General features: G+C 61.8%; 16 protein-coding genes. 12 read left to right on the plus strand and 4 right to left on the minus strand.

Going from position 1 to position 19,436, the window contains the following annotated elements:
• The first annotated feature begins 15 nt into the window (after positions 1-15).
• From xylB to GLP43_RS02250, 3 genes are read left to right on the plus strand one after another with little or no spacing between them, the layout of a single operon-like run.
• Entirely contained in the window at positions 16-1,449 is a 1,434-nt protein-coding gene (xylB, locus tag GLP43_RS02240; RefSeq protein WP_237278030.1) for a xylulokinase, read from the plus strand.
• 19 nt (positions 1,450-1,468) lie between these two features.
• The gene (xylA, locus tag GLP43_RS02245; RefSeq protein WP_237278031.1) at positions 1,469-2,767 is read left to right on the plus strand and encodes a xylose isomerase; all 1,299 of its coding nucleotides are present in this window, start codon (positions 1,469-1,471) and stop codon (positions 2,765-2,767) included.
• 51 nt (positions 2,768-2,818) lie between these two features.
• Positions 2,819-3,496 (plus strand): DUF1045 domain-containing protein, encoded by a 678-nt coding sequence (locus GLP43_RS02250; RefSeq protein ID WP_237278032.1) that lies wholly within the window; start codon positions 2,819-2,821, stop codon positions 3,494-3,496.
• 63 nt (positions 3,497-3,559) lie between these two features.
• Here GLP43_RS02250 and ahcY read toward each other — a convergent pair whose 3' ends face one another.
• Together ahcY and GLP43_RS02260 are read right to left on the minus strand one after the other, a co-directional pair.
• Complete coding sequence (gene ahcY / locus GLP43_RS02255) at positions 3,560-4,948, minus strand: adenosylhomocysteinase (RefSeq protein WP_237278033.1); 1,389 nt, start codon at positions 4,946-4,948, stop codon at positions 3,560-3,562.
• Positions 4,949-5,056: 108 nt separating this feature from the next.
• Positions 5,057-5,359: an S-adenosyl-L-homocysteine hydrolase gene (locus tag GLP43_RS02260; RefSeq protein ID WP_237278034.1), complete on the minus strand. Its 303-nt coding sequence runs from the start codon at positions 5,357-5,359 to the stop codon at positions 5,057-5,059.
• Positions 5,360-5,430: 71 nt separating this feature from the next.
• Between GLP43_RS02260 and GLP43_RS02265 the strand changes: the two genes are divergently transcribed.
• Complete coding sequence (locus tag GLP43_RS02265) at positions 5,431-6,024, plus strand: HD family hydrolase (RefSeq protein ID WP_237278035.1); 594 nt, start codon at positions 5,431-5,433, stop codon at positions 6,022-6,024.
• The gene (locus GLP43_RS02270) at positions 6,024-6,509 is read left to right on the plus strand and encodes a GNAT family N-acetyltransferase (RefSeq protein ID WP_237278036.1); all 486 of its coding nucleotides are present in this window, start codon (positions 6,024-6,026) and stop codon (positions 6,507-6,509) included. The genes GLP43_RS02265 and GLP43_RS02270 overlap by 1 nt, the downstream gene beginning before the upstream one ends.
• Positions 6,510-6,513: 4 nt before the next feature.
• On the opposite strand, the gene GLP43_RS02275 is transcribed toward GLP43_RS02270, so the two are convergent.
• Positions 6,514-7,068, minus strand: a complete 555-nt coding sequence (locus GLP43_RS02275; RefSeq protein ID WP_037942457.1) for an ActR/PrrA/RegA family redox response regulator transcription factor — start codon at positions 7,066-7,068, stop codon at positions 6,514-6,516.
• Positions 7,069-7,143: 75 nt separating this feature from the next.
• Positions 7,144-7,764 (minus strand): SCO family protein, encoded by a 621-nt coding sequence (locus tag GLP43_RS02280; protein ID WP_237278037.1) that lies wholly within the window; start codon positions 7,762-7,764, stop codon positions 7,144-7,146.
• Between the two features lie 99 nt (positions 7,765-7,863).
• Here GLP43_RS02280 and regB point away from each other — a divergent pair, with 99 nt between their 5' ends.
• The 7 genes from regB (at position 7,864) to addA (ending at position 19,426) form a co-directional block, all read left to right on the plus strand.
• Positions 7,864-9,261 carry a sensor histidine kinase RegB gene (gene regB / locus GLP43_RS02285; protein ID WP_237278038.1) on the plus strand — a complete coding sequence of 466 codons (1,398 nt, stop codon included), beginning with the start codon at positions 7,864-7,866 and terminating at the stop codon, positions 9,259-9,261.
• A 132-nt stretch (positions 9,262-9,393) separates the two neighbouring features.
• Positions 9,394-10,905 (plus strand): PAS-domain containing protein, encoded by a 1,512-nt coding sequence (locus GLP43_RS02290; RefSeq protein WP_237278039.1) that lies wholly within the window; start codon positions 9,394-9,396, stop codon positions 10,903-10,905.
• Between the two features lie 51 nt (positions 10,906-10,956).
• On the plus strand, positions 10,957-11,427 hold the full coding sequence (gene tsaE / locus GLP43_RS02295; protein ID WP_237278040.1) for a tRNA (adenosine(37)-N6)-threonylcarbamoyltransferase complex ATPase subunit type 1 TsaE: 471 nt from the start codon (positions 10,957-10,959) through the stop codon (positions 11,425-11,427).
• Positions 11,415-12,428: an aminoglycoside phosphotransferase family protein gene (locus tag GLP43_RS02300; RefSeq protein WP_237279908.1), complete on the plus strand. Its 1,014-nt coding sequence runs from the start codon at positions 11,415-11,417 to the stop codon at positions 12,426-12,428. Before tsaE ends, GLP43_RS02300 begins: the two co-directional genes overlap by 13 nt.
• Positions 12,404-13,096: a nucleotidyltransferase family protein gene (locus tag GLP43_RS02305; RefSeq protein ID WP_237278041.1), complete on the plus strand. Its 693-nt coding sequence runs from the start codon at positions 12,404-12,406 to the stop codon at positions 13,094-13,096. The genes GLP43_RS02300 and GLP43_RS02305 overlap by 25 nt, the downstream gene beginning before the upstream one ends.
• Positions 13,089-16,052: a double-strand break repair protein AddB gene (gene addB / locus GLP43_RS02310; RefSeq protein WP_237278042.1), complete on the plus strand. Its 2,964-nt coding sequence runs from the start codon at positions 13,089-13,091 to the stop codon at positions 16,050-16,052. The genes GLP43_RS02305 and addB overlap by 8 nt, the downstream gene beginning before the upstream one ends.
• Entirely contained in the window at positions 16,049-19,426 is a 3,378-nt protein-coding gene (addA, locus tag GLP43_RS02315; protein ID WP_237278043.1) for a double-strand break repair helicase AddA, read from the plus strand. Before addB ends, addA begins: the two co-directional genes overlap by 4 nt.
• Positions 19,427-19,436 lie beyond the last annotated feature (10 nt).

The following is a 19,436-nucleotide window of genomic DNA, read 5'->3' on the forward strand; positions in this document are numbered from 1 at the left end:
ACAAAGGGGAAAACCATGTTTCTGGGGCTTGATCTGGGCACCTCTGGGCTGAAGGCCCTGCTGGTGGACGACGCCGAAAACATCATCGCGGAAAGCGTGGTGCCCTTGCAGGTGTCGCGCCCCCACGACGGCTGGGTCGAACAGGACCCGCGCGATTGGTTCACCGCCTGCGCCGATGCGATTGCGGGGCTGGGGGTTGATCTATCCGCGGTGCAGGGTATCGGGCTGAGCGGGCATATGCATGGCGCGACCCTGCTGGATGCCGCGGCCACACCGCTACGCCCCTGTATGCTGTGGAACGACACGCGCGCCGCAGCACAGGCCGCTGCGATGGATGCTGATCCGATCTGGCGCTCGGTCACGGGCAACATCGTGTTCCCCGGTTTCACCGCGCCCAAACTCGCATGGGTGCGCGACCATGAACCCGATATTTTCGCGCGGATCGACAAGGTGCTGCTGCCCAAGGACGCGCTGCGCTTCTGGCTGACCGGCGACGCGGTATCAGAGATGTCGGATGCCGCAGGCACAAGCTGGCTGGATACCGGCGCGCGCGACTGGTCCGACGCCTTGCTGGAACGGTCCGGCCTGACGCGGGCGCAGATGCCTTCGTTGGTCGAAGGATCGCAGGTGTCAGGGCATCTAAGTGGCTCTATCGCGGGACAACTGGGCCTGCCAGCGGGGATCCCCGTTGCAGGGGGCGGCGGCGATAATGCTGCGTCGGCCATCGGAATGGGTGTGGTGAAACCGGGTCAGGCGTTTGTCTCACTTGGCACCTCGGGCGTGCTGTTTGCCGCAACGCCGGGCTATGCCGCGGCACCTGAAAGCGCGCTGCACAGCTTTTGCCACGCGCTGCCGGACCTGTGGCACCAGATGGGGGTGATCCTGTCGGCCACGGATTCGCTGAATTGGCTGGCCGGTGTGTTGAACGAGGACGCGCGGACGCTCACCTCTGATCTGGGCGCGCTACAGGCCCCCGGCCGCACGATCTTTATGCCTTACCTGGGGGGCGAGCGGACGCCCCATAACGACGCCAATATCCGTGGCGGCTTCCTGCATCTGGCTCATAACACCGACCGCGCCGCCATGACCCGCGCGGTGCTGGAAGGGGTCACCCACGCCCTGCGCGATAGTTTCGACGCGATGCAGCAAACCGGCACGCGGATCGACAGTCTGATCGCCGTCGGTGGCGGGTCGCGATCCGACTATTGGCTGTCGGCTATCGCCACATCCCTGAACATGCCGATCCAGCTGCCCGCCGCGGGTGACTTTGGCGGTGCCCTTGGGGCCGCGCGCTTGGGTCGTATGGCTGCCACCGGCGCCGGGGCCGAGATCGCCGTGCCGCCCCCCATTTCCCGCGTGATAGAGCCTGTTCCGGCCCTGGTAGGCGCCTTTTCAGAGGCCCACGCCCGATATTCAGACACGTATAGCGCCGTAAAACATTTGCGCTAAGACAAGAAGGACCATCCCCATGACCAGCTTTTTCGACGGCATCCCGACGATCTCTTACGACCCGCAAGCGGACCACGATTTCGCCTATCGCAGCTATAATCCCGACGAGATGCTGATGGGCAAGACGATGGCAGAGCATTTGCGCTTTGCCGTTGCCTATTGGCACAGTTTCGCATGGGAAGGCGGCGACCCCTTTGGCGGCCAGACCTTCCTGCGCCCGTGGTTTGACACCACGATGGACGCCGCCCGCGCCAAGGCTGACACCGCGTTTGATATGTTCAATATCCTCGGTCAGCCGTATTTCTGCTTCCACGACGCCGATGTCCGCCCCGAGGGCGATACCTTTGCCGAAAGCACCGCGCGGCTGCACGAGATCACCGATTACTTTGGCGAGAAGATGGAGCAGACGGGCACCAAGCTGCTTTGGGGCACGGCCAACCTGTTTTCGAACCGCCGCTATATGTCGGGTGCCGCCACAAACCCCGACCCCGATATCTTTGCCTATGCCGCCGCGACGGTGAAGGAATGTATCGACGTCACCCATAAGCTGGGCGGCGAGAACTATGTGCTGTGGGGCGGGCGCGAAGGCTATGAAACGCTGCTGAACACCGACCTGAAACGCGAACGCGAACAGGCGGGGCGTTTCTTGCAGATGTCGGTCGACTACGCCCGCAAGATCGGCTTCAAAGGCGCTATCTTGATCGAGCCTAAACCGCAGGAACCGACCAAACACCAGTATGATTACGACGTGGCCACCGTCTATGGCTTCCTCAAGGATTATGGTCTTGAGAACGAGGTGAAGGTGAACATCGAACAGGGTCACGCCATTCTTGCCGGGCATTCCTTCGAACACGAATTGGCGATGGCCTCGGCGCTTGGGATTTTCGGGTCGATCGACATGAACCGCAACGACTACCAATCAGGCTGGGACACCGACCAATTCCCCAATTCCGTCCCCGAAGTCGCGCTGGCCTATTACGAAGTGCTGAAAGCGGGCGGTTTCACCACCGGCGGCACCAACTTTGACGCGAAACTGCGCCGCCAGTCGCTGGACGCCGAAGATCTGATCCTTGCCCATGTTGGTGCGATGGATGTCTGTGCCAAGGGCCTGAAAGCCGCCGCTGCGATGCTGGAGGGTGGCAAGCTCGAAGCGGCGCGTGACGCGCGCTATGCCGGTTGGGGCTCTGAACGCGGCCAAGGCCTGCTAAACAGCGATCTGGAGACGATCAACGCGCAGGTCAAAGCCGACGCGCTGAACCCGCAGCCCGCCTCGGGCCGTCAGGAAGCGCTGGAAAATCTGGTAAACCGCTATCTTTAAGCTGTTACATGGCGCTGCTAGGGGTCTAGGCTGACCGATAGGGGGGCCAAGATGTTCAAACGCTACGCCATTTACTATACGCCGCCGCCGGGGGATTTCGCCCGGCGGGGCGCGGCCTGGTTGGGATGGGATGTGCAGGCGGGCGAAGCTGTGGCACATCCCGATATCGAGGGGCTTGATATTGCCAAGCTGACCCAACGACCACGCAAATACGGGCTACACGGGACGGTCAAGGCGCCGTTCTTTCTGGCCGATGCCACCAGCGCGGCACAGCTGACCGAAGGCCTCGCCGCCTTTTGCAAAGGACAAGCGCCGGTGCAGTTGGACGGGCTGGCGCTGTCGCAGATCGGGCGGTTTCTGGCGCTGGTGCCACAAGGAGACACGACCGCGCTTGGCAGTCTTGCGGCCTCTGCCAATGTGGTGCTGGACGCCTTCCGCGCGCCGCTGTCAGAGGCGGAGTTTACGCGCAAGAACGCTCCCTATCTGACCGATCAGCAGCGGATTTACCTCAAAACCTACGGATACCCCCATATTATGGAGTATTTCCGCTTTCACATCACCCTCACCGGACCGCTTGCGCCCGATCAGATCGATCCCGTGAAAACGGCTCTGCATCGCTATTTAGGGTCGGATACCCCTGCCCCCTTCACCATCGATAGTCTGACGCTTTGTGGCGAGGATGCCCAGGGGCATTTTCACGAGGTCGAACGCTTCGCGCTTGGCACGTGATCTACGAAAAACGCCGCCCTACATCCCTGCAAGGCGGCGTTTTGTAAGGCGGTATGAACCGGCTTAGTAGCGGTAGTGTTCCGGCTTGAACGGGCCTTCGGGTGTGACGCCGATATAAGCGGCTTGTTCGCTGCTCAGCTGGGTCAGTTTCACGCCGATACGATCAAGGTGCAAACGGGCGACTTTCTCGTCCAGATGCTTGGGCAGGATATAGACCTTGTTCTCGTATTTGCCGGTGTTTTCCCACAGTTCGATCTGCGCCAGCACCTGGTTGGTGAAAGACGCGGACATGACGAAGGACGGGTGACCGGTCGCGTTGCCAAGGTTCAGCAGACGGCCTTCGGACAGCAGGATCAGACGGTTGCCCGAAGGCATCTCGATCATGTCGACCTGTTCCTTGATGTTGGTCCACTTGTGGTTCTTGAGCGCGGCAACCTGGATTTCATTGTCAAAGTGGCCGATGTTGCCGACGATCGCCATATCCTTCATCTCGCGCATATGCTCGATGCGGATCACGTCCTTGTTGCCGGTGGTGGTGATGAAGATGTCGGCGCTGTCCAGCACGTCTTCCAGCAGGACAACCTCGAACCCGTCCATCGCGGCTTGCAGCGCGCAGATCGGGTCAGCTTCGGTCACTTTCACGCGGGCACCGGCACCGGCCAGCGATGCGGCAGAGCCCTTGCCAACGTCGCCATAGCCACAGACGACAGCGACCTTACCGGCCATCATCACGTCTGTCGCGCGACGGATACCGTCGACCAGCGATTCACGGCAGCCGTATTTATTGTCGAACTTGGACTTGGTGACGCTGTCGTTGACGTTGATCGCGGGGAAGGGCAGCTGGCCTTGCTTCACCAGATCATACAGACGGTGGACGCCTGTGGTGGTTTCCTCGGACACGCCCTTGATCTGGTCGCGCATCTTGGTGAACCAGCCGGGGGATTGCTCCATCCGCTTTTGGATCTGCGCCTTGATCGCGACTTCTTCTTCCGACGATGGCACGGGGATCACGTCTTCGCCAGCCTCGGCACGGGCCCCCAGCAGGATGTACAGGGTCGCATCGCCGCCATCATCAAGGATCAGGTTCGGGCCTTCGGGGAACTGAAAGGATTTATCCAGGTAATCCCAATGCTCTTCCAGCGATTGCCCCTTGATCGCGAAAACAGGCGTGCCGCCTTCGGCAATCGCCGCCGCCGCGTGATCCTGGGTAGAGAAGATGTTGCACGACGCCCAACGCACATCAGCCCCCAGTGCGACAAGCGTTTCGATCAGAACAGCGGTCTGGATCGTCATGTGCAGCGAGCCCACGATGCGCGAACCGGACAGCGGTTTGCTGTCGCCATATTCCGCGCGCAAGGCCATCAGGCCGGGCATTTCGGTTTCTGCGATATCAAGTTCCTTGCGGCCATAGGCGGCAAGGCTAATGTCTTTAACGATGTAATCGTTGGCCATCGGGGCATCCCTTTTCAAAAGATCGGCTATGTATCGTATATTTGAAAAGGGCCGTAGCACTTTGATGCGGTGATCTCAACGGTGGCGGTCAAGCGTCACACGAAACGGTTACTCTGCCGAAGCGACGATCATCTCGTCCGTGGTCATCCCCGCCATCCAGTTGGCCCCCTGCGCGGTGACGCAGGCCATCCCGTTCGACAGGGTCTTTACAGCAGACCATGTGCCTGTGTCATTCGAGGCCCAGATTTGGACCGCGCCGTCGTCCTGGCCTTCAACCGGTGTTTCGCCGTACCAATCCACCAGAGACGCCTTAAGCTCTTGCGCGGACATGCAGACATCGTTTGCCATTGCAGGTGCGGCCACGGTCCCGAGGCCAAGTGCGAGTGTAAGAGCGGAAATAACAGGTTTCATGATCGTCTCCTTCGTGGGAAGAACACGGCGAAACCCGCAAATGTTCCACGTGTCAAAGGCAGAGCAATAGAATGGCGCAGCAATCCCGTGCATGGCAACGTATGTTATCCGGCCGCAGGCTTGACCTGCTGGACCCGACGCCGGTCGATATAGAGATCGAGGATATCGCCCATGGGCTGGCCTTTGTCGCGCGGTGGAACGGGCAAACGCGGGGGGATTTTGCCTATTCCGTGGCCGAACATTCGCTGCTTGTCGAAACGATTTATGGCCGGATGAACCCGAAGGCCCCGACGAAGTGGCGGTTGGCCGCGCTGCTGCATGATGCACCGGAATATGTGATCGGCGATATGATCTCTCCGGTGAAGGCGGCGGTCGGGCCGGAATATGGTGCGCTGGATGACCGGTTGATGTCCGCGATCCACATCCGCTTTGGCCTGCCTGCGGCGCTGCCGAAATCGGTCAAGCAGCAGATCAAGCGCGCCGATAAGGTCAGCGCCTGGATGGAGGCGACGCAGATCGCCGGGTTCTCGGAGGCCGAGGCGTCCAAGTTCTTTGGCCGGCCCAAGCCCGATCTGATGGAGGGGCTGTCGATCATGCTGCGCCCGCCGGTGGAAACGCGCAATGACTTCACCGCGCGGCATCTGGATTTGCTGGGCGCGCTGTGATGGTCAAGGTCCGCCCGCCAATCGCGCTGGATGCCGGCAATATGGCACAGCTCCTGAACGAGATCATCACCATCGGGGGCACCACCGCGATGACCCGCCCTGTCACCGGCAAGGATCTGACCGAATGGATGTCCAGCAACGCCGATCAAAGCGCGTGGCATGTGGCGCTGGACGATCACGAAAACGTCGTGGGGTTCCAGTGGATCAACCCGCACCCCGATCTGCCGCCCGAGGCCTGCGACATCGCGAGCTTTGTGCAGGTTGGTCGTACCGGCCTTGGCATCGGGTCAGCGCTGTTTGATGCCACCGCGCAGGCAGCGGCACGGCTGGGCTACGTCTGGATCAACGCCACGATCCGCGCCGACAACCACGGCGGGCTAACCTATTACCAAAGCCGCGGGTTTCGCGACTGGCATTATGACGAGGGGGTCTCGCTTGCCTCGGGTCAGGTCGTGGACAAGATCAGCAAACGCTACGACGTCTAGCGCGTTACTGCGGGGACCGTTTTGCCAAGATGCGCTGCAAGGTCCGGCGGTGCATGTTCAGCCGCCGCGCGGTTTCGGACACGTTTCTATCGCAAAGCTCGTAGACACGCTGGATATGTTCCCACCGCACACGATCCGCGCTCATGGGGTTTTCCGGTGGTGGCGGCATGTCATCACCCGTAGCCAGCAGCGCGTTCACGATGTCATTGGCATCAGCGGGTTTTGACAGGTAATCCGTCGCACCGATCTTGACCGCGGCGACGGCGGTGGCGATGGCACCGTAGCCGGTCAGCACCACAACCCGCGCATCGGGGCGTTTGTCGCGCAGCACCTCGACCACATCCAGCCCGTTGCCGTCCTGCAACCGCAGATCGACCACCGCATAGGCCGCGGGGCGCGCGGTCGCGATGGCCACACCGGCGGCGACGGAACCGGCGGTTTCTACGTCAAAGCCGCGCTTCTCCATCGCCTTGGCAAGGCGTCGCAGAAACGGTTCGTCATCATCCACCAGAAGGAGGGACCGATCCTCGCCGAGATCAAGCGCATTTTCCTGAACCATATCATGCTCCGCTGGTTGAATGTTGTACCGGGACTTTATCCAGATATGTGGCGGTGGCCTAGCTTGGTCAAACTTTTACTGATGTTCCACAAAGCAGGCGACCTTGTCGGCCAGCTGCTCTGGCGGGACATCGCGGCGGAAGAAATCAACGAAACCTTCGCCCGGCATCACCAGATAGCTGAAGGTCGAATGATCCACGAGGTAGTCTTCGCCTTCATCCTCATGCGCCTTGTAATAGGTGCGGTAGGCATCGCTTGCCGCTTTGACCTGTGCGGGCGATCCGGTAAGGCCGATCATCTTGGGGTGCATGTTGGCGGCGAAATCTCCAACAACTTCAGGGGTATCGCGGGTAGGATCGACGGAAATGAACACCGGCGTCACGGACATACCGCGCGTTTCCAGCTCATCCACGGCGCGGGCGTTTCGGTCCACATCCAGCGGGCAGACGTCCGGGCAGAAGGTATAGCCAAAGTAAACGAGGCTGGGTTCGGTGATCACATCAGCGTCCGTCACGGTCTGGCCTTGGGCGTTCACCAGCTCGAACGGCCCGCCCAATTCGGCACCACCGGCCACGGCAGAGTTCTTGCACTGCGCGTATTTGTCGCTGTCGCCATCGGTCCGGTATACCAGCATCAGGGATACCGCCAGAAACGCCAGCACGACCAACACCGCGCCAATTGCCAACACTCTTCTCATATTCATTCTCCTGCGCGGTTAGGCGCTCTTGATCCCGGTCGGACACAGACCTACGCTTTCCCTTTATCAACGTAACCGACATTTTGAAAAGGTGCGCCGATGACGCAGGCCGCTAACATTCCCGTGGGTAGAGGCCTGGGCAAGGGCGCGCGTGCCAACTGGATCCGCCTGCGCACGATGATCGTGCTGCGGTGGGTGGCGATTGCGGGGCAACTGACGGCGATCACCGTCGCGCAACGCATCTTTGGCCTGCAGTTGGAACTGGGGCTGTGCTATTTCGCGATTGGCGTGTCGGTGATCGGTAATCTGATCGCCATTCTGGTGTTTCCCGAAAACAAGCGTCTGTCTGAATATGAAAACCTGCTGATGGTGCTGTTCGATCTGGTGCAGCTGGCGTTTCTGCTGTTCCTGACGGGCGGGCTGCATAATCCGTTTTCGCTGCTGTTGCTGGGGCCGGTGACCATCTCTGCCACGGCGCTGAGCCTGCGGTCGACCATCGTGCTTTGTGGCACAGCCATTGGGCTGGCGACGGGGCTGGCGCTGTTTCACCTGCCGTTGATCACACAAGATGGGGGCGTGCTTGAGCTGCCGGGCATCTTTATCTTCGGCATCTGGATCGCGCTGGTGATCGCGATTGTGTTTTCTACCGCCTATTCCCGCCGCGTCACCACCGAGATCCATTCAATGGCCGACGCCTTGGCCGCCACCCAGATGGCGCTGGCGCGGGAACAGAAGCTGACCGACCTTGGCGGCGTGGTTGCCGCTGCCGCGCATGAACTGGGCACGCCCCTTGCCACAATCAAACTCGCCAGCGGAGAGTTGTTGAACGAACTGCAAGACCAGCCCGATCTGGCCGAAGATGCCGCGTTGATCCGTGATCAAGCCGACCGGTGCCGCGATATTCTGCGCGACATGGGGCGGGCGGGCAAAGACGATCTGCATCTGCGCCAAGCCCCCTTGATGACGGTGCTTGAAGAAGCCGCAGAACCGCACCGGATGCGCGGCAAGACGTTTACCTTTACCCTCGGGCCAGATGCCGGGGACGCCGCCGACCAGCCCGCGATCCTGCGCCGACCAGAGGTTATCCACGGCCTGCGCAACCTGATGCAGAACGCGGTGGATTTCGCCGTGACCACGGTCTGGGTAGAGGCGAACTGGTCTGACACCGTAATCTCGATCCGGATATTTGACGATGGTTCCGGCTTTCCGCCGCATATCCTTGGCCGCATCGGTGACCCTTTCATGCGGCGGCGCCCCTCGGACCGCAGCAACGCGCAGCGCCCTGAATACGAAGGCATGGGGCTTGGGCTGTTCATCGCCAAAACCCTGCTGGAACGGTCCGGTGCCGAACTGCGCTTTGCCAACGGGCCGGACAGCGCCCCCAAAACGGACACCCCCGTCGGTGCGGTGGTCAAGGTCACATGGCCCCGCGAAAAGTTGGACGCGCATCACGGCGAAACGCCCCTGCCCACCGGAGAGAACACGCGCTTCACGTGATCCCAGCGGCAGCGGCGTGGCGGCAGCAAAGACGATCTCGGCGCGTTTCCGCGGCAGGTCGCTCGGCGGTTAATTAACTGTTAACTATTTGGGCGCTTAACTGAGTGGAACCCTAAAGAATTGAGTCTCGCCGTGGCTTCCACCTTCGACATTGCGCTCGTGATCTTTGCCATTCTTTCGAGTGGCTATATCGCCTACCTCTGGCTCGACAACGCAGAGACAGCCGACAAGGCCGATCCGCGGGGGGAGCCCGAGCTGTCCTATCTTTTCGACCACGGGGTGTTGCAGCATGCCTCTGGCAGGACAGCGCAGTTTTGCCCGCTAGAGGCGGGGTTTCACGAATGGTCCGACTTGCATCACAACGTGTCAGGTCGCTTCGCGATGTTCCCCGACAAACCCCCTTCGACCCCTGAAGGCCAGCTGATCGTCCCGGCCACCGACCCCAAAATTCACACCCTGATCCGCATCACCTGGGAAAAGCAGCTGTGCCGCGTGGTGGTGCTGGATCCCAATGATATGGGCGTAGATATCCGGTCCGAAGCCGAAGTGACGCTGGCGCGTGTCCGGTCCAATGTCTCTGTTCCGATTTGGCATACAGACCGCGATAACCGGCTGTTGTGGTATAACGACGCCTACCATGAATTGTTCAGCCAGTGTCATCCCGGTCAGGCCATTGAAACCCAACGGCTGTTTCCCTGTGATTTTTTCGACGCAACGCACCGGCTATCTTTGCGTGACCAGTCCACGGGGACGAAAAACTGGTACGCCGTCACTCATACCGCTACGCGCAACTCCAATTGTTATCAGGCGACCTGCATCACCGCATTGGTCCGCGCCGAAGAGGCGCAGCGCAATTTCGTCCAGACACTGACCAAGACCTTTGCGCAGCTGTCCATCGGGCTCGCGATTTTTGACCGCAAAAGTCAGCTGGTGCTGTTTAACCCAGCGATAATCGACCTGACCGGATTAGGGGCGCAGTTCCTGAGCGCCCGTCCCGCGATCCAGACCTTCTTCGACAAGCTGCGCGAGACGCGCAAAATCCCCGAGCCCAAGGATTATGCCACCTGGCGCACCACCGTGTCAGAGCTGATCAGCGCCGCCCATGATGGCCGCTATGAAGAGATATGGTCGCTTGATTCAGGGCAGACCTTTCGGGTTAAGGGCAGGCCGCATCCCGACGGGGCCACGGCCTTTCTGATAGAGGATATCAGCGCCCAGGTCAGCCTGACCCGCACCTTCAGGGCAGAGCTGGAACAGGGGCAGGCGATGCTTGATACGCTGGACGATGCCATCGTCGTCTTTTCGTCGTCGGGTATCCTGACCTTCTCTAACACCGCGTATAATGACCTTTGGGGTGTCGATCCCGACATGACCTTTGCCGATATCTCTATCCACGATGCCATTCAGGGCTGGCACCGCCGGTCCGCCCCCAATTTGCTGTGGCAAGAGATAGAGGATTTCGTCACCAACCGCGAAGACCGCATGAAGTGGAGCATGCCGCTGTATCTTGCCAACGGGACAGAGCTGGCCTGCCTGTTTTCCCCCATCGTCGACGGGGCCACGCTGATCCGGTTCCACCAGCCGAAAAAGCCGGTGGCAGAGATTGAAAACCCCGAGACCGAGAAACCGCCACAAGACGCCTGATCCGCCGCTTTCGCCTTGCAGCACACCACTGCGCCCAAGTAACCTTGGCGCATGGCATCACACGCATTTGACCTTACGCTGCATGACGCAGACCAAACCGCCCGATTGGCCGTGACCCTTGGGCGCGCGCTGACTGCGGGCGACGTTGTTTTACTGACCGGCGACGTTGGCGCGGGCAAGACGCATTTCGCGCGGGCGCTGATCCAGTCGCTGCTGGCGGTGCCCGAAGACGTGCCCTCGCCCACGTTCACGCTGGTGCAGACCTATGACGCCCCCGCCGCCGCGATCTGGCATGCGGATCTATATCGTCTGACCTCTGTCTACGAGATCGAAGAGCTGGGGCTGACCGATGCGTTCAGCGACGCCATCTGCCTTGTGGAATGGCCCGACAGGCTGGGCGATCTGCGCCCCGAAGACGCGCTTGATCTGACGTTGACGGTCACCGGCGACGACACACGGCGGCTCTCTGCCACGTGGAACGATGATAAATGGCCCGAAAAACTGGGGGCATGGCGCAAATGAGCGACCGTATGACCGCTATGGACAGTTTCCTTGCCGATGCGGGGTGGGCACAGGCGCGGCGCGATCTGCTGGCCGGGGACGCATCGAACCGCCGCTATGACCGTCTGACCCTTGATGATGACCGCACCGCCGTGCTGATGGACGCCCCCGCCGACAAGGGTGAAGACGTGCGCCCCTTTGTCCGCATCGCCGAGTGGCTGCGCGCCCAAGGGGCCAGCGCGCCCGAGATTTACGCGCAAGACGCAGGCAACGGCTTTCTGCTGATCGAGGATCTGGGCGATGACCTGTTTGCGCGGCTGATGGTCCAATCGCCCGCGATGACCCTACAGCTTTATACCGCCGCGACCGACTGTCTGCTGGACCTGCACAAGGCCCCGCCCCCCGATCTGCCGCTCTGCGATGCCGATTGGCTGACAGAGGCGGCACAGATGGTGTTTGACTGGTACGCCCCCGACAGCGGCGCCGCGGCGGAGTTTAACGCCCTTTTCACCCCGCTGGCCCGTGCGCTGGACAATAGCCCCCGCGTGATCATCCTGCGCGATTACCACGCTGAAAACCTGTTGTGGCTGCCCGAGCGGACGGGCTCTGCCCGCGTGGGGCTGCTGGATTTCCAAGACGCGCTACAGGGCCACCCCGCCTATGATCTGGTGTCGATCCTGCAAGATGCGCGGCGCGATGTAACACCGCAGATCGAGGCGGCGATGATCGCCCATTATATCCGGCTGAGCGGACAGGAAGATGCCGCCTTCCGCAGCGCCTATGCCTTGCTTGGCCTGCAACGCAACCTGCGGATCTTGGGGATCTTTGCACGGCTTTGTCTGCGCGACGGCAAGGCGCATTACGTCGATTTCATCCCCCGCGTTTGGGGCTATGTGCAACGTAACCTTAATGATCCGGCGCTTGCCCCCTTGGCCAATGTGCTGCGTCCCGCCCTCCCCGCGCCGACCCCCGATTTTCTGAAGGATTTGAAAGCCAGATGCGCCACGCCCCAGATGCCGTGATGATGTTTGCCGCCGGCTTCGGCACGCGGATGCAACATCTGACCAAGGACCAGCCCAAGCCGATGATCCCTGTCGCGGGCAAGCCGTTGATCGACCACGCGCTTGATCTGGCGCGCGGTGTCGCGCCGCGGCGGATCGTCGTGAACCTGCACTATAAGCCCGACGCGCTGCTGGATCATCTGGCAGGGCGCGACGTGCAGACGATTGTGGAACAGCCCGATATTCTGGAAACCGGCGGCGGGCTCCGCAATGCGCTGCCGCTTTTGGGCGACGGGCCCGTGTTTACCATGAACACCGATGCAATCTGGGCGGGCCCCAATCCGCTGTCCTTGCTGGCGGACGCATGGGATCCCGACAGGATGGATGCGCTGCTGATGGGCGTGCCGGTGGCGCAGGCCGTGGGGCATGGGGGCGACGGAGACTTTACGATGGGCACCGACGGCGCGTTGAAACGCGGGCCGGGGGTTGTCTATGGCGGGGTGCAAATCATCAAAACCGACTTGTTAGAGACGATTTCAGAGCGTGCATTCTCGCTCAACCTCTTGTGGGACGTGATGCTGGACCGCGGGCGGATGTACGGGCTGTCCTATCCTGGGCGCTGGTGCGATGTTGGCCACCCCGGCGGGATCACCCTTGCCGAAGACATGCTGGACGCCGCCGATGTTTGAACCGCAGGACGCACCGCGCGTTTTCGGGCTGGCCCCGGGCGTCGACTTTCCCAAGGAACTGGTGCGGGGTTTGCTTTCGCGGCTGGAAGGGCAACCCGCCCATGCCATCGGGCGGATCGATCTGGTGGTGAACACCCGCCGGATGCAGCGCCGCCTGCGCGATATCTTTGACGCGGGCCCGCCCAGCCTGCTGCCGCGCATCCATCTGATCGACAACCTGGATACCCTTGGCAGCGGCGTTGACCTGCCACGCCCCGGTCCTGCTCTACGCCGCCGGTTAGAGCTGATTACGCTGGTGTCAAAGCTGCTGGATCAGGCGCCTGAACTGGCCCCGCGCGCGTCGCTTTATGACCTGTCGGATAGTCTGGCGCAGTTGATCGACGAAATGCAGGGCGAGGGCGTACCGGTCGAGGCTGTGACCGAGCTGGATGTCAGTGACCAATCGGGCCATTGGGAACGCGCGAAACAGTTCCTCGCCATCGCGCATCAGTATCTGGGGGAAAGCATCACCCGCCCTGATCCGCGTGCGCGGCAACGTCAGGTCGCACAGCGCCTGATCGCAGAGTGGGAGCAGAACCCGCCCCGGCACCCGGTGATTGTCGCAGGCTCTACCGGATCGCGGGGCACCTCTGCCCTGCTGATGGAGGCGGTGGCAAAGCTGCCGCAAGGCGCGCTTGTGCTTCCCGGTTTCTGTTTCGACATGCCGCAAGCGGTCTGGACCGATCTGGGCGAGGATCAGGAAAAGATATCGCAGGATCATCCACAATACCGGTTCCGCGATTTGCTGCGCCAGCTTGAGATGTCGCGCAGCAAGATCGAGGCCTGGACCGACACGCCGCCGCCCTCTGCCGCGCGCAATGCGTTGGTTTCGCTGTCCCTGCGCCCTGCCCCTGTGACCCACGTCTGGCTGACCGAAGGGCCGAAGCTACCCGATCTGCATCAGGCCACCGAAGGGTTAACCCTGATACAGGCCCCTACCCCGCGTGCAGAAGCGCTCGCGATTGCGCTGCGCCTGCGCCAAGCGGTCGAGGACGGCAAAACCGCCGCGCTGATCACCCCGGACCGGATGCTGTCGCGTCAGGTGACCTCGGCGCTGGACCGGTGGAACATCCTGCCCGATGACAGCGCGGGCCTGCCGCTGCATCTGTCGCCTCCGGGTCGGTTCTTGCGTCACGTGGGCGATCTGTTCCTGCGCAAGCTGGATTCCGAAGCCTTGCTGACCCTCCTGAAACACCCGCTGACTCACAGCGGCGGGGAGCGCAATTTTCACCAGCTCAACACCCAAAGGCTGGAACTGCAACTGCGCCGCGACGGGCTGCCCTATCCGGATGCAGAAGGTGTGTTGAAACTGGCGCGCAAGACGGTATCGCGGTCAAAAGACCCCGCGCAGATGGATGTCTGGGCCGATTGGGTCGGCACCCATCTGACCGATTGCGAACTCACCGGCGACCGGCCGCTGGAAGACTGGGTCGCCCTGCATATGGCGCTGGCCGATGCCATCGCCGACGGTGCGGCCCCAAGCCAGCCCAACGGGTTGTGGCAGCATCACGCCGGCGAAGAGGCGGCGAAGGTGATGAACGATCTTGCCGAAAACGCGCCCTATGGTGGCGAGATGTCGGCGGCGGATTACACCGATTTGGTGGGTGCCCTGCTGCAACAGGGCGAAATCCGCGACCGCGACGCGCCGCATCCCAACGTCATGATCTGGGGCACGCTCGAGGCCCGCGTGCAGGGCGCCGATCTGGTGATCCTTGGCGGGCTGAATGACAGCACTTGGCCCGAAGCCCCGCCGCCCGACCCCTGGCTGAACCGCCAGATGCGCCTGAAAGCGGGTTTGCTGCTGCCTGAACGGCGGATCGGCCTGTCGGCTCATGACTATCAGCAATCCATCGCCGCGCCCGAGGTCTGCCTGACCCGCGCAATCCGGTCGGACGAGGCTGAGACCGTGCCTTCGCGTTGGCTGAACCGCTTGGGCAACCTGCTGAACGGTTTGCCCGCGCAGGGCGGCGATGCGGCGTGGAAGGCGATGATCAAACGCGGCGACCACTGGCTGGATCAGGCCCGCGCGCTGGAAACCGTGACCCGTGTGCCCCCCGCACCGCGCCCGTCGCCGCGCCCGCCCCGTGCCGCACGCCCCCATGCGCTGTCGGTGACAGAGATCAAGCGCCTGATCCGCGACCCCTATGCGGTCTATGCGAAACACAGTCTGAAACTGCGTGCGCTGAACCCGCTGGTGCAATCGCCAGACGCGCCCGTGCGCGGCATCATCGTGCACGAGATCATGGAACGGTTCATCAAATCGGTGACAGCGGACCCTGCGCTTTTGACGAAAAGCCACTTGTTAGAGACTGCCCGCGCCGTGTTAGAGGGCGAAGCCCCCTGGCCCGCCGCGCGCGTCATGTGGCTGACCAAGATCGAACGGATCGCCGATTGGTTCATCGAAAACGAAGTGCAGCGACAAAGCTATTCCACCCCCGCCGCCTTTGAAAAAGCCGCCAAGGGCAGTCACGATTTCCCCGATCTGGGCTTTACCCTTATGGGCTTTGCCGACCGGATCGACCGGACGGAAGATGGCGATATTCTGATCTATGACTATAAAACCGGTACGCCACCTAGTGTGGCCGAGCAGAAAGCATTTGATAAGCAGTTGCTGCTCGAAGCCGCGATGGTCGAGGAAGGCGGTTTCAAGGAAATCGGCCCCGCCCCCGTTGCCCAGGCCGCCTATATCGGGCTTGGCAGCAAACCGGTGGAACGCCCAGCGCCGCTTGAGGATGAACCCCCGCACGAGGTGCTGGCCAAGCTGCACGCGCTGATCACCAGCTACCTGTCGGATGAACAGGGGTTTACCGCGCGCCGGATGGTGAAAACCACGGATTTCGCGGGCGATTATGACCAGTTGGCTCGGTTTGGCGAATGGGATGCCACGACCGAACCCACGCCGGAGGATCTGACATGACCGCCCCCTTTGACGACGCGACCCGCGCCCAGATCGACGCGGCGCGGCCCGATGCCTCTACGTGGTTGGGGGCGAATGCGGGCTCGGGTAAGACCCGCGTGCTGACCGACCGCGTGGCGCGGCTGTTGCTAAACGGGGTTGAGCCGCAGCATATCCTGTGCCTGACCTACACCAAGGCCGCCGCGTCAGAGATGCAGAACCGGCTGTTCAAACGGCTCGGTGCCTGGGCCATGCTGACCGACGCCGATCTGCGTCATTCACTGTCGGAGCTAGGGGTCGAGGATGGCTTTACCCCCGAAAAGCTGCGCATGGCCCGCACCCTGTTTGCCCGCGCCATCGAAACCCCCGGCGGGCTGAAAATTCAGACGATCCATTCGTTCTGTGCGTCTCTATTACGGCGCTTTCCACTAGAAGCAGGGGTGAGCCCGCAGTTCACCGAGATCGAAGACCGCGCCGCCGATCTACTGCGGGCCGAGATCGTGGACACCATGGCCGAGGGGCAGGATGCCGCGCTGATCACCACGCTGGCGCGGATGTACACGGGCGAGGACTTCAGCAAGCTTACCCGCAGTATCGTCGGGCAGCGCGAAGGCTTTGCCACTGTGCTGTCATGGGAAGAGGTGCTGGCGCTGTTCGATCAACCCGCCGATCTGACCGAGGACAAGATCACCACTTCGGTGTTTCTGGGGTCAGAGGCGATGATCCTTGAACAGATGATCCCGCCGATGCGGGCCAAGGGCGGGCTGGACGGCAAGACGGCGGAAAAGCTGGCCACGATCCAGACGATGGACATCTCCGCCCTGCCCGTTCTGGAAGACGTGATGCTGACCGGTGCGGGCGCCAAGGAACCCTTTACCGCCAAGGTCGGCAGCCTGCCCACGAAACCGACGCAAAAGCTGCTGTTTGATCTGATGCCGCAGATCGACGACCTCATGCGGCGGGTGGAAGATGCCCGTGACGCGCGATTGGCGCTGCGGGCGGCGCAGAAGACCCATGTGCTGCATCAATTCGCGCATCGTTTCCTTGAGATCTATGCCCACGAGAAACAGAAACGCGGCTGGCTAGACTTTGACGATCTGATCCTCAAGGCGCGGGCGCTGCTGACCAACCCTGCGGTCGCGGCCTGGGTGCTTTACCGGATCGACGGTGGCATTGATCATATTCTGGTGGACGAAGCGCAGGATACCAGCCCGCGCCAATGGGATGTGATCGAACGGCTGGCCGATGAATTCTACAGCGGCGATGGTGCCCGCGAAGAGGAAGACCGCACGCTGTTCGTTGTGGGCGACAAAAAACAGTCGATCTATTCCTTTCAGGGGGCCGACCCGCGCGAGTTTGATCACAAACAGGATCTGTTTGAACAGAAGATCTCCCAAGCGGGTCAGATCTTTCAACGACGCAGCCTTGAGTATTCGTTCCGATCCTCCTCGGCGATCCTGCAACTGGTAGATACGACGCTCGCCCCCCATACCGATGCAGGGTTTCAGGCCGATGCGGCGCATAAGGCGTTCAAATCCGCCCTGCCCGGCCGTGTTGATCTTTGGCCCGTGGTCGAGAAAACCGATGAACCCGATGACCGTGAATGGTCCGATCCTGTCGATCAAAAGTCGGCGCATCACCATACGGTCGTTCTGGCCGATCAGGTCGCGTCGCAGATCAAGGAGCTGACCGAAGGCGAACATTATCTGCCCGTCGATACCGATACCCCCGGCGCCTTTGCGCGGCGGCGTATTCGGGCGGGTGACTTTTTGATCCTTGTGCAGCGGCGCAGTGATCTGTTCTCGGAAATCATTCGCGCGTGCAAAACCGCCGGTGTGCCGATTGCGGGCGCGGACCGGTTGAAGGTCGGAGCCGAACTGGCTGTCAAGGATCTGGCGGCGCTGCTGTCCTTCCTCGCTACGCCCGAAGACAGCCTGTCGCTGGCGACGGCGCTGAAATCGCCTCTGTTCGGGTGGACAGAGCAGATGTTGTTCACCCTGTCCCACTACCGCAAGGAAGATCACCTGTGGCAGGCCTTGCGCAGCAGCGATGCCTACCCCGAAACCGTTGCCATCCTCCGAGATTTGCGGGCGCAGGTCGATTTCCTGCGGCCCTATGACCTGATCGAACGTATCCTGACCCGCCATGACGGGCGCCGCAAGCTGTTGGCGCGGCTGGGGTCAGAGGCAGAGGACGGGATCAACGCCATGCTCTCGCAGGCGCTATCGTACGAGCGCGGCGCGATCCCCAGCCTCACGGGGTTTCTGGTGTGGATGCAGACCGACGACCTCGAGATCAAGCGCCAGATCGACAATGCCTCGGATCAGGTGCGGGTGATGACCGTGCACGGGGCCAAGGGGCTAGAGGCACCGATTGTGATCCTGCCGGACACGGGCAAACGCCCTTTGGTGATCCGGGACGAGATCATCAAGATCGGTGACACGCCCGTATGGAAACTGTCCGAAGGGGATATGCCCGCTGCCATGCGCGGCGCGCTGGACGACCGCAAGGCGCGCGAGATGGCCGAACGGCTGCGGCTGCTTTATGTGGCGATGACGCGGGCCGAGAAATGGCTGATCGTGGCCGCGGCGGGAGAGCTGCCCAAGGATGGCAACAGCTGGTATCAGATGGTCGGTGCCGCCATGGGTCAGGCCGGTGCCAAGCCGGTCGGCAGCTCGGGCGGGATGCGGTTTGAACATGGCGACTGGGATGCGCTGCCGGTGATCGACTCCGCCCCCAAAACCCACACCACGCCAGTGTTAGAGCCTGTTTTCAACACGGCCCTTACCGATATTCCGCTACGCGCCAAAACGCTGGCCCCCTCTGATCTGGGCGGCGCCAAGGCCCTGCCCGGCGATGATGGCCAATCGGAAGATGCGGCGAAATCCTACGGCAATCTGGTGCATAAGATGCTGGAAACCCTGCCGATGATGCATAGCGACCGCTGGAACGGCGTGCTGCACACGCTGGCGCAGGGATATGATGAAACCGTCGCCCAAGCCGCCTTGAGAGAGGCGATCGCCGTCTTGGATACGCCCGAACTGGCGCATGTCTTTGGCAAGGACGCCTTGGCAGAGGCGCCGATCACCGCGCCCTTGGGCACCGAACGGCTGCACGGGACAATCGACCGGCTGCTGGTGTCGGATACGGATGTATTGCTGGTGGATTACAAAACCAACCGCGTGGTGCCCGATACGCCTGATCGCTGCCCGGAAGGGCTGTTGCGCCAGATGGGGGCCTATGCCGCAGCACTGGCGCAGGTGTTTCCCGATCACCGCATCCGCACCGCTATTTTATGGACCCGTACCGCCACGCTGATGGAACTGCCCGACGCGCTGATCACAAACGCCCTATCGCGGGTGCGCGATCTTGACGGGACGCATGGGGCTACATAGGTTCCCACTC

Source organism: Sulfitobacter sp. M39, from assembly GCF_021735935.1.
Lineage (GTDB): Bacteria > Pseudomonadota > Alphaproteobacteria > Rhodobacterales > Rhodobacteraceae > Sulfitobacter.

Coding starts and splice junctions, on each gene's coding strand:
- xylB (WP_237278030.1), top strand. CDS start 16: ATGTTTCTGGGGCTTGATCTGGGCACCTCTGGGCTGAAGGCCCTGCTG.
- xylA (WP_237278031.1), top strand. CDS start 1,469: ATGACCAGCTTTTTCGACGGCATCCCGACGATCTCTTACGACCCGCAA.
- GLP43_RS02250 (WP_237278032.1), top strand. CDS start 2,819: ATGTTCAAACGCTACGCCATTTACTATACGCCGCCGCCGGGGGATTTC.
- ahcY (WP_237278033.1), bottom strand. CDS start 4,948: ATGGCCAACGATTACATCGTTAAAGACATTAGCCTTGCCGCCTATGGC.
- GLP43_RS02260 (WP_237278034.1), bottom strand. CDS start 5,359: ATGAAACCTGTTATTTCCGCTCTTACACTCGCACTTGGCCTCGGGACC.
- GLP43_RS02265 (WP_237278035.1), top strand. CDS start 5,431: ATGGCGCAGCAATCCCGTGCATGGCAACGTATGTTATCCGGCCGCAGG.
- GLP43_RS02270 (WP_237278036.1), top strand. CDS start 6,024: ATGGTCAAGGTCCGCCCGCCAATCGCGCTGGATGCCGGCAATATGGCA.
- GLP43_RS02275 (WP_037942457.1), bottom strand. CDS start 7,068: ATGGTTCAGGAAAATGCGCTTGATCTCGGCGAGGATCGGTCCCTCCTT.
- GLP43_RS02280 (WP_237278037.1), bottom strand. CDS start 7,764: ATGAGAAGAGTGTTGGCAATTGGCGCGGTGTTGGTCGTGCTGGCGTTT.
- regB (WP_237278038.1), top strand. CDS start 7,864: ATGACGCAGGCCGCTAACATTCCCGTGGGTAGAGGCCTGGGCAAGGGC.
- tsaE (WP_237278040.1), top strand. CDS start 10,957: ATGGCATCACACGCATTTGACCTTACGCTGCATGACGCAGACCAAACC.
- GLP43_RS02300 (WP_237279908.1), top strand. CDS start 11,415: ATGGCGCAAATGAGCGACCGTATGACCGCTATGGACAGTTTCCTTGCC.
- GLP43_RS02305 (WP_237278041.1), top strand. CDS start 12,404: ATGCGCCACGCCCCAGATGCCGTGATGATGTTTGCCGCCGGCTTCGGC.
- addB (WP_237278042.1), top strand. CDS start 13,089: ATGTTTGAACCGCAGGACGCACCGCGCGTTTTCGGGCTGGCCCCGGGC.
- addA (WP_237278043.1), top strand. CDS start 16,049: ATGACCGCCCCCTTTGACGACGCGACCCGCGCCCAGATCGACGCGGCG.